This is a genomic window from Streptomyces sp. NPDC059567 (assembly GCF_042735655.1).
GTDB lineage: Bacteria > Actinomycetota > Actinomycetes > Streptomycetales > Streptomycetaceae > Streptomyces.
In genome coordinates this window covers 1-9320 of sequence record NZ_JBHWBS010000160.1, presented here as the reverse complement: position 1 = coordinate 9320, position 9320 = coordinate 1, and the positions used below count along the sequence as shown (strand labels likewise).

General features: G+C 70.3%; 7 protein-coding genes. 6 read left to right on the top strand and 1 reads right to left on the bottom strand.

Features of this window, described 5'->3' with window-relative positions:
* Nucleotides 1-17: 17 nt before the first annotated feature.
* Nucleotides 18-911 carry a hypothetical protein gene (locus tag ACFVZW_RS35860; RefSeq protein WP_384530628.1) on the bottom strand — a complete coding sequence of 298 codons (894 nt, stop codon included), beginning with the start codon at nucleotides 909-911 and terminating at the stop codon, nucleotides 18-20.
* Nucleotides 912-1114: 203 nt separating this feature from the next.
* Between ACFVZW_RS35860 and ACFVZW_RS35855 the strand changes: the two genes are divergently transcribed.
* The 6 genes from ACFVZW_RS35855 to ACFVZW_RS35830 all read left to right on the top strand — a co-directional run bounded on the left by ACFVZW_RS35855 (nucleotide 1115) and on the right by ACFVZW_RS35830 (nucleotide 9264).
* The gene (locus ACFVZW_RS35855; RefSeq protein ID WP_384530626.1) at nucleotides 1115-2035 is read left to right on the top strand and encodes an LLM class F420-dependent oxidoreductase; all 921 of its coding nucleotides are present in this window, start codon (nucleotides 1115-1117) and stop codon (nucleotides 2033-2035) included.
* A gap of 13 nt (nucleotides 2036-2048) precedes the next feature.
* Nucleotides 2049-2810: an SDR family NAD(P)-dependent oxidoreductase gene (locus ACFVZW_RS35850; RefSeq protein ID WP_384530624.1), complete on the top strand. Its 762-nt coding sequence runs from the start codon at nucleotides 2049-2051 to the stop codon at nucleotides 2808-2810.
* A 106-nt stretch (nucleotides 2811-2916) separates the two neighbouring features.
* The gene (locus ACFVZW_RS35845; RefSeq protein ID WP_384530622.1) at nucleotides 2917-4041 is read left to right on the top strand and encodes an LLM class flavin-dependent oxidoreductase; all 1125 of its coding nucleotides are present in this window, start codon (nucleotides 2917-2919) and stop codon (nucleotides 4039-4041) included.
* Between the two features lie 214 nt (nucleotides 4042-4255).
* Nucleotides 4256-5995, top strand: coding sequence for an amidohydrolase family protein (locus tag ACFVZW_RS35840; RefSeq protein WP_384530620.1), 1740 nt, complete (start codon nucleotides 4256-4258; stop codon nucleotides 5993-5995).
* Nucleotides 5992-7443 carry an aldehyde dehydrogenase family protein gene (locus tag ACFVZW_RS35835; protein WP_384530618.1) on the top strand — a complete coding sequence of 484 codons (1452 nt, stop codon included), beginning with the start codon at nucleotides 5992-5994 and terminating at the stop codon, nucleotides 7441-7443. The genes ACFVZW_RS35840 and ACFVZW_RS35835 overlap by 4 nt, the downstream gene beginning before the upstream one ends.
* Nucleotides 7444-7692: 249 nt before the next feature.
* A complete protein-coding gene (locus tag ACFVZW_RS35830; RefSeq protein WP_384530616.1) occupies nucleotides 7693-9264 on the top strand; it encodes an APC family permease in 1572 nt (523 codons plus the stop codon).
* Nucleotides 9265-9320 lie beyond the last annotated feature (56 nt).

The window sequence follows — 9320 nt, the reverse complement described above, 5'->3', positions numbered from 1 at the left end:
GGCTGGTTCTTGTGTGTTTAAGAGCCAGGCGGCCGCTCGCGTCGTGCGGATAAGCCGAAGCGGACCGACGAGATCGTGTCGTCGAAGCCGATCGACGCGAGGTCGGCGATGGTGCCGTTCACCGACTTCGACGTGCCCTTGCAGTCCTTCTCCGTCCAGATCTTCACCGTGCCGCTCGCCTGGAGCGAGGACGCCCGGTTGTCCCGGCCCACGTTCTGGCAGCCGGAGCCGGCGAGGCCCTCGGACGGGTCGCCGAAGTTCTTCTCGTCGGAGAGGGTGATGCTGCTGCTCCCCCCGGAGGGTGCGGTGGCGCCGCCGGCCTTCTTGCCGTTCGGGGTCACCCCGAACCAGGTGCCGCCGACGCCCTGTCCGTTGGTGTCGCCGGGGCGCAGGTCCTTGCTGAAGCGGTAGACCGGCCAGCCGCCGATGGTGACCTGGAGGTTGCCGTCGTCGCGCTTGACCACGCCCACGTCGGACTTCTTCACGCCGTCGATGAAGATCCGTCCGCCCGGCGCGACGACGACCGGCGGCCAGGTGGTGGCGCAGGCGTCGTTGCAGGTGGACTTCGACGGGTTCGCGGTGTCGTTGTCGAAGCGGTAGAGCGTGAAGCCCGCGCCGTTGACGACGACCGGGTCGAGCGCGCCCGCCCGGGCGGCGCTCAGCTGGACCCACTTCTGCGGCTTGCCGGGAGCGTTCGCCCAGTCGCCGGTCTTCGGCTGCGCCTTGTTCTGCTTCGCCGTGCCGCTGAGGAAGTCGAACTCCGAGGCGGCCGACCGCTCGGCTCCGGTGGCGGTCCCCTGGCCGGTGCCCGTGCCCGCGGCGCCCTTGTCGTCCGTGCCTCCGCACGCGGTGAGCAGCAGGGCGGCCGCCGCGGTGACGGCGGTGATCATTCCGAAGCGCTGGGTGTTCATGGTTCCCCCTGTGTGGTGTGTGGTGCCTTCGTGGGGGAGTACGGGGATGGCTGCAGGGGGCACTCAGCCGGTTACGTCCCTGAGACACGGCCGGGACGGATCCGGCACCTGGTCACCGCACACCCCTTGTCTGATGGGTCGTCAGACGCAAGCATGAGAGCCGCCGATCGATGTGACGAATCGTCAGATCCGGAGGAGTCGCCATGGTGGTCTACGGGATGCAGCTCCCGGTCCAGTCGCAGAGCACGATCTACGCCGAGCCCTGGGAGGCCGCCGCCGGGCCCGCCGATCTCGTCGAGATCGCCCGCACCGCCGACCGGACCGGCTTCGACTACGTCGCATGCTGCGACCACGTCGCCATCCCGCGCCGGCTGGCCGGACCGATGAGCACCGTCTGGTACGACCCGGTCGCCACGCTCTCCTTCCTCGCCGCCGCCACCGAGCGCGTCCGGCTGCTGTCCCATGTCGCCGTCGTCGGGCTGCGCCACCCGCTGGTGAGCGCCAAGGCGTACGCGACCCTCGACCACCTCTCCGGTGGCCGGCTGGTCCTCGGGGTCGGGGCGGGCCATGTGCGCGAGGAGTTCGAGGCCGTCGGGGCGGACTTCGAGGGCCGCGGAGGCGTCCTCGACGAGACGATCGACGCGCTCAAGGCGGCGCTCGGCCCGGAGGAGTACCCGGAGCACGTGGGTGAGCGGTTCGCCTTCAAGGACCTCGGCCAGATGCCCCGGCCCGCCCAGGAGCGGGTGCCGGTCTGGGTCGGCGGCTCCTCGCCCGCGGCCGTGCGCAGGGCGGCGCTCCGGGGCGACGGCTGGCTGCCGCAGGGCGACCCGAGGGGGAAGCTCCCCGCGCAGATCGCCCGGCTCCGGAGCCTGCGCGCCGAGGCCGGGATCGAGGACCCGATCACCGTCGGGGCGATCGTCGAGCCCCTGTATGTGGGCGAGGCCGGCTGGGAGGTCGGCCGGCGGACGCTGACCGGGAAGCCGGAGGCCCTCGCCGAGTCGCTGCGCGCGTACGGCGAGATGGGCGTGCACCAGATCCAGGTCCGGTTCCGCTCCCGGAGCCGTACCGAACTCACCGATCAGATGGCGGCGTTCGCCGCCGAGGTCGCCCCCCACCTGAGCTGAGGAGTGGACGGACATGGGCAAGCTGGACGGGCGCGTCGTCGTCGTGACGGGTGCGGCGCGCGGGCAGGGCGAGCAGGAGGCGCGGCTCTTCGCCGCCGAGGGGGCGCGGGTCGTCCTCGCCGACGTGCTCGACGACCAGGGCGAGGCGCTCGCCAAGGAGCTGGGGGAGGAGCGGGCCGCGTACGTCCACCTCGACGTGACGAAGGAGGAGGAGTGGGCGGGCGCGGTCGCCGTCGCCAAGGAGCGCTTCGGCCGGATCGACGGACTCGTCAACAACGCCGGCATCCTCCGCTTCAACGAGCTGGTGGCCACTCCGCTGGACGAGTTCCTGGCGATCGTGCAGGTCAACCAGGTCGGCTGCTTCCTGGGGATCCGTACCGTCGCGCCGGAGATCGAGGCGGCCGGCGGCGGGACGATCGTCAACACCGCCTCGTACACGGGCGTGACGGGCATGGCGGGCGTCGGCGCGTACGCCGCGACCAAGCACGCCGTGCTCGGGCTCACCCGCGTGGCGGCGCTGGAGCTGGCGGCCAAGAGGATCCGGGTCAACGCGGTCTGCCCGGGCGCGATCGACACCCCCATGAGCAACCCGGAGGGCGTGGATCCGGCGGCGACGGCCGAGCTCTACCAGAAGCTGGTGCCGCTGGGGCGGATCGGGCGGCCGGAGGAGGTCGCGGCGCTCGCGCTCTTCCTGACCTCGGAGGACTCCGCGTACATCACCGGGCAGCCCTTCGTCATCGACGGCGGCTGGCTGGCCGGGGTGAGTCTGTTCTGAACAGTTCTGACGATCCATCAGGTATTGACGCACCCGTCACGCGGTGCGAAAGTCGGGCACAGGGAATCTGACGGTACGTCAGAAACAATGAGGACGGTGAACCCCCTTGGAATTCGGGATCTTCGTACAGGGATACGTCGGCAAGCGGGCCGAGACCGATCCCGAGGCCGAGCACAAGGCGCTGATGGAGGAGACCGAGTACGTCATCCAGGCGGACAGGTCCGGGTTCAAGTACGCCTGGGCGTCCGAGCACCACTTCCTGGAGGAGTACTCGCACCTCTCGGCGAACGACGTCTACCTGGGCTACCTCGCCCACGCCACCGACCGGATCCACCTCGGCTCCGGCATCTTCAACCCCCTCGCGCCGGTGAACCACCCGGTCAAGGTCGCCGAGAAGGTCGCCATGCTCGACCATCTCTCCCAGGGCCGCTTCGAGTTCGGCTCGGGGCGCGGGGCGGGCTCCCACGAGATCCTCGGGTTCATGCCGGGCATCACCGACATGAACCACACCAAGGAGATCTGGGAAGAGACGATCGCCGAGTTCCCCAAGATGTGGCTCCAGGACGAGTACGTCGGCTTCCAGGGCAAGCACTGGTCCCTGCCGCCGCGCAAGGTCCTGCCCAAGCCGTACGGGAAGTCCCACCCGGCCATGTGGTACGCGGCCGGGTCCCCGTCCTCGTACGCCATGGCCGGCAAGAAGGGGCTCGGCGTCCTCGGCTTCAGCGTGCAGAAGGTCTCCGACATGGAGTGGGTCGTCGAGTCGTACAAGACGGCGATCAAGGAGGCCAAGGCGGTCGGCGGCTTCGTCAACGACAACGTGATGGTCACCTCGACCGCGATCTGCGCCGAGACGCACGACAAGGCCGTCGAGATCGCGGTGGGCGGCGGGCTCAACTACCTGCAGTCGCTGCTCTTCCGCTACCACGACACCTTCCCCCGCCCCGAGGGCATCCCGGAGTGGCCGGAGCTGCTGCCGGAGTACAGCGCCGAGATCATCGAACTCCTCATCGCCGAGGAGCTGATGATCTGCGGCGACCCGGAGGAGGTCCTGGGCCAGTGCAAGCGCTGGGAGCAGGCGGGCGCGGACCAGCTGTCGTTCGGGCTGCCGATCGGGATCTCGTACGAGGACACGATGAACTCGATCAAGCTGATCGGTGAGCACGTGATCCCGAAGATCGACACGGACCCGGTCCACCGCACGACCCGTTTCCGGCAGGCCGCGGGCGCCTGACGGGGGACCGGGCCCGCCCCGTGTGGGCAATCGTCCCGCCCCGGCGGAACGAATGCCCACAACGGGGGTTGGGGGGAATCCCCCGCCCACCACGAGCGCGGGGCGGTGTCTTCCCGGACCACCGTTCCGTCACCGGCCCCGGTCGGAGGCACTCGCAGCCGCGGCCGGCTGCAGGGCCCCCGGCCGGGGCAGTCCACGTGCTGAAGGGAACCCCATGCTCGACCACCTCATCAAGGGCGCCACCGTCGTGGACGGCACCGGCGCCCCCGCCTTCGTCGCCGACGTCGGCATACGCGACGGGCGCATCGCCCTGATCGCAGCGCCCGGTACGACGACCGAGACCGCCCGCACCACCGAGGACGCCACCGGCCTCGTCCTCACCCCCGGCTTCGTCGACCCCCACACCCACTACGACGCCCAGCTCTTCTGGGACCCCTTCGCCACCCCCTCCATGAACCACGGCGTCACCACCGTCGCCGGCGGCAACTGCGGCTTCACCCTCGCGCCCCTCCACCCGGAGCGGCCCGAGGACGCCGACTACACCCGCCGCATGATGTCCAAGGTGGAGGGCATGGCCCTCAAGGCCCTGGAGGAGGGCGTCGACTGGACCTGGTCGTCCTTCGCCGAGTACCTCGACGCCCTCGAAGGGCGGATCGCCGTCAACGCCGGCTTCATGGTGGGGCACTGCGCCCTGCGCCGGTACGTGATGGGGGCCGAGGCCGTCGGCGGGCAGCCCACGACCGAGCAGCTGGAGGCGATGGTCGGGCTCCTCAAGGAGGCCATGGACGCCGGCGCCTGGGGCCTGTCCACCACCCAGTCCTCCACCCACTCCGACGGCGACGGCGCCCCCGTCGCCTCCCGGCATGCCACGCCCGCCGAGCTCATCGCCCTCTCCCGGGCCGTCGGCGAACACGAGGGCACCCAGCTCGAAGCGATCCTCGCCGGCTGCCTCGACCAGTTCTCCGACGACGAGATCGACCTCTTCGTCGACATGACGGCGGCCGCCGGCCGGCCCCTGAACTGGAACGTCCTCACCATCGACGCCGGCGTCCCCGAGCGCGTCCCGCGCCAGCTCGTCGCCTCCGAACGCGCCCGCAAGTCCGGCGGCCGGATCGTCGCGCTCACCATGCCGATCCTCACCCCCATGAACATGTCGCTCGGCACGTTCTGCGCCCTCAACCTCATCCCCGGCTGGGGCGAGATCCTGGCCCTTCCCGTCCCCGAGCGGATCGCGAGGCTGCGCGACCCGGACGTACGGGCCGAGATGCTGCGCCGCGCCGACTCCAAGGAGGCCGGTGTCTTCCGCCGCCTGGCGAACTTCGGCCGGTACGTCATCGGGGACACATACTCCGACGAGAACCGCGGGCTCACCGGACGGGTCGTCCGCGACATCGCCGCCGAGCGCGGCCAGGACGCCTTCCAGTGCCTCGTCGAGATCTGCGCCAACGACGAGCTGCGGACCGTGCTGTGGCCCATGCCCACCGACAACGACCCCGCCTCCTGGACGCTCCGCCGGGAGACCTGGGACCACGAGGACGTGATGCTGGGCGGCTCCGACGCCGGCGCGCACCTGGACCGCATGTGCGGCGCCCCGTACACCACCCGCTTCCTCGGCGACTGTCTGCGCGGCCGGAAGCTGCTCCCCCTCGAACAGGCGGTGAAGATGCTCACCGACGACCCGGCCCGGCTGTTCGGGCTGCGCGAGCGGGGGCGGATCGCGGAGGGCTTCCACGCCGATCTGGTCCTCCTCGACCCCGAGCGGATCGACGCGGGCCCGGCGACCCTGGTGCACGACCTGCCCGGCGACAGCCCCCGGCTCGACTCGCGGGCGATCGGCGTCGTGTCGGTCCGCGTCAACGGCGTGGAGACCATCCGCGACGACGAGGTGACCGGCGCGATACCGGGCAAGGTGCTGCGCTCCGGCCGTGACACGAGGACGGTGTCCACCAGGTGACTCGGCGACTGTTCATCGGCGGAGAGTGGGTCGAGCCCGACGGCGGGCACTACGAGGTGGTCGACCCGGCCACCGAGGAGGTCGTCGGCCTCGCGCCCGAGGCCTCCCGCGCCCAGGTGTACGAGGCGGCCGCCGCGGCCCGCGCGGCCTTCGGCTCCTGGTCCCGTACGAAACCGGAGGAGCGGGCCGCGATCCTCGACCGGGCCGCGGACCTGATGGCCCGCGACGCCGAGGCGAACACGGTCCTCGCGCAGGCCGAGACGGGGGCGACGACCGGCACCGCGCGCGGGATGCAGGTCGCCGTCGGCTCCTCCCGCTTCCGGCGGTACGCGCGGGGCGCCCTGGAACCGGTCGAGCAGGCGCTGCCCCCGCAGATCAACGAGGCCGGGCCGATGGGCAAGGCCGGGGTCTTCGGCGCGGTGGCGGTACGACGCCCGGTCGGCGTGGTCACCTGCATCACCTCGTACAACAACCCCTGGGCCAACCCGGCCGGCAAGATCGCCCCGGCGCTCGCGATGGGCAACACGGTGGTCGTGAAGCCCGCCCCGCAGGACCCGCTCTCCGTCTACGCGATGACCCGGGCCCTGGAGGAGGCCGGCGTCCCCGCGGGTGTCGTCAACGTCGTCACGGGGACGAGCACGGCCGTCGGCGAGGCGGCAGTCGACTCCCCGGACGTCGACATGGTCTCCTTCACCGGCTCCACGGCCGTGGGGCAGCGCATCGGCGAGGTCTGCGGGCGGGAGCTGAAGCGGCAGCTGATGGAGCTGGGCGGCAAGGGCGCGGCGCTGGTCTTCGACGACGCCGACCTGGACTCCGCCGTGATGGGGATCGGCACCACCTTCTCCTTCTACAGCGGACAGATCTGCACGGCCCCGACCCGGGTCCTCGCCCAGCGCGGGATCTATGAGCAGCTGATCGAGAAGCTCACCGGCTATCTGGCCTTCATGAAGGTGGGGGACCCGAAGGCGCCGGGCACGGTGGTCGGGCCGGTGATCTCGGCGGCCCACCGCGACCGGGTGGAGTCGTACATCGCCCTGGGACGGAAGGAAGGGGCCAGGGTCGTCGTGGGCGGTGAGCGGCCGGACCTCGCCAAGGGCTTCTACGTGGCCCCGACCCTGCTCGCGGAGTGCACGAACGACATGCGGGTGGTCCGCGAGGAGATCTTCGGTCCGGTCGTCGTGGTCGTCCCCTTCGACGACGAGGAGGAGGGCGTCGCGCTGGCGAACGACAGCGACTACGGGCTGATCGACTACGTGTGGTCCGGGGACGTGGCCCGCGCTTTCCGTATCGCGGCGCGACTGCGGGCGGGCGGCGTCGGGGTGAACACCATCGGACGGAACATGGAGGCGCCGTTCGGCGGGTTCAAGAAGAGCGGTGTGGGACGGGACGTGGGGTCCTACGCGCTCCATGCGTACAGCGAGACGCAGGCGGTGGTCTGGCCCGGCTGACCCCGCTCCCCGCACGGCTCGGAAAATACTTCGGGAAAATTTGAAACCGGACATTCGGGGCAGTGCTGCGGTTCCCGCATATCGGACAGGTTCTGAGACGCCTACCAATCGGTCGGTGTGGGTGCGTGGTCGATCTTTCAATCAATGCCGAGAGGGTCTTGTCGACCTCTCAATGCAAGGTGAAGATCGCTCAATGTCCTGGAGTCAGATCCTCCGGATGTGGAAACCGCAGCACCTAACGTCCTGTTCATGACTCAGGTGGATGCACGGCCCCAGGCCGGAGACACGGTAAGGGGCGTCACCGCCTCGGGCGACACCCACGGTGTACGTACCAAGGGACTCGGCGGGAACTCCGTCGGGCTGATGGGCAGTGCCGTCATCGGCATCTCGACCGTCGCCCCCGTCTACTGTCTGACCTCCACGCTCGGCTCCACGGCCGGCGAGGTCGGACTCCAGATGCCCGCGATCTTCCTCGCCGGCTTCCTCCCGATGCTGCTCGTCGCCTTCGCGTACCGCGAGCTGAACCGGGTCATGCCCGACTGCGGCACCTCCTTCACCTGGACCGTGAAGGCCTTCGGCCCCAAGATCGGCTGGATGTGCGGCTGGGGCCTCGTCATCGCGACGATCATCGTGCTCTCCAACCTGGCCGGCGTCGCGACCTCCTACTTCTGGCTGCTCGCCGGCGAGATCACCGGCAGTGAGTCCATCGCCGCCCTGGACGACAACAAGGCCGTCCACATCCTCACCTGCCTCGCGCTGATCGCCGTCGCCACCGCGATCAGCTACCGCGGCATGACCGCCACCAAGGGCGTGCAGTACGCCCTCGTCGGCCTCCAGCTCGTCGTCCTCGCGCTCTTCGTCGCGATGGCCTTCCAGAAGGCCGGCAGCGGCGCCTTCGACACCGGGCTCTCCTTCTCCTGGGAGTGGATGAACCCGTTCGCCGTCCAGTCCTTCGCCGCCTTCACGGCCGGCCTGTCCCTCTCGATCTTCATGTACTGGGGCTGGGACGCCTGCATGGCGACCAACGAGGAGACCACCGGCTCCACCAAGACCCCCGGCCGCGCCGCGCTCATCGCGATGGTCGTCCTGGTCGGCTCCTACCTCGCCACCGGCGTCGCCGCGCAGATGGCCGTCGGCTCCGGCGACAGCGGGCTCGGCCTCGCCAACCCGGAGACCTCCGACAACGTCTTCGCCGCCCTCGCAGGCCCGGTCATGGGCCCCGCCCTCGGCATCCTGCTCTTCATCGCCGTCCTCGCCTCGGCGGCGGCCAGCCTCCAGACGACGTTCATCCCGGTGGCCCGCACAGTGCTGGCGATGTCGACGTACGAGGCGCTCCCCGCGTCCTTCGCCAAGGTCCACCCGCGCTTCAAGGTGCCCGGCAAGGCCACGATCATCGCGGGCGTCGCCACCGGCGTCTTCTACACGGTGATGACCCTGGTCAGCGAGAACGTCCTGGTCGACACGATCTACGCGCTCGGCCTGATGATCTGCTTCTACTACTCGCTGACCGCCTTCGCCTGCGCCTGGTACTTCCGCAAGGAGCTCTTCCGCTCCGGCCGGGACTTCGTCTACAAGGGCCTGTGCCCGATCCTCGGCGGCATCCTGCTGACCGCGGTCTTCGGCAAGACGCTCTACGACATGTGGGACCCGGCCTACGGCAGCGGCTCCTCGGTCCTCGGCGTCGGCTCGGTCTTCGTGATCGGTGTCGGACTGCTGCTGGTCGGCGTGGTGATCATGCTGGTGATGCAGCGCAGGAGCCCCGCGTTCTTCCGGGGCGAGGTGCTCACGAAGGAGACGCCGTCGCTGGTGGTGGCGGACTGAGGTCGCGGACGTGCACCCCTGAGTCATGAACGCACGAGGTGGCGGGACCGGAGGAC

Coding starts and splice junctions, on each gene's coding strand:
- ACFVZW_RS35830 (WP_384530616.1), top strand. CDS start 7,693: ATGACTCAGGTGGATGCACGGCCCCAGGCCGGAGACACGGTAAGGGGC.
- ACFVZW_RS35850 (WP_384530624.1), top strand. CDS start 2,049: ATGGGCAAGCTGGACGGGCGCGTCGTCGTCGTGACGGGTGCGGCGCGC.
- ACFVZW_RS35840 (WP_384530620.1), top strand. CDS start 4,256: ATGCTCGACCACCTCATCAAGGGCGCCACCGTCGTGGACGGCACCGGC.
- ACFVZW_RS35855 (WP_384530626.1), top strand. CDS start 1,115: ATGGTGGTCTACGGGATGCAGCTCCCGGTCCAGTCGCAGAGCACGATC.
- ACFVZW_RS35860 (WP_384530628.1), bottom strand. CDS start 911: ATGAACACCCAGCGCTTCGGAATGATCACCGCCGTCACCGCGGCGGCC.